1 protein-coding gene is annotated in these 245 nt (G+C 52.2%); it reads left to right on the forward strand.

All coding sequences use genetic code 11. The features are described 5' to 3' along the window. Positions 1–50 precede the first annotated feature (50 nt). The coding region (locus SAY88_RS26245) for an ATP-binding cassette domain-containing protein (protein WP_431308936.1) at positions 51–245 on the forward strand (195 nt) is incomplete at its 3' end.

Raw genomic sequence — 245 nt, forward strand, 5'->3', positions numbered from 1 at the left:
CACCGGGTATTTTGGCTGGAATCAAGTCTCAGACCCGGGCCATTCTCCGAATGAGCAACGTCTCGTACACGTATCCGGGGAACACTAAACCCTCGTTAGTCGATGCGTCAATCACCCTCTCACTGTCATCTCGGACGGCTATCATCGGTGGCAACGGAGCCGGAAAGTCGACCTTTATCAAACTGCTCACTGGTGAACTTATCCCTCAAAGCGGAAAAGTCGAGAAGCACCCCAACCTTCGTATT

The sequence above is a fragment of the Halalkalibacter flavus genome, from assembly GCF_036663575.1.
GTDB lineage: Bacteria > Bacillota > Bacilli > Bacillales > Bacillaceae_D > Halalkalibacter > Halalkalibacter flavus.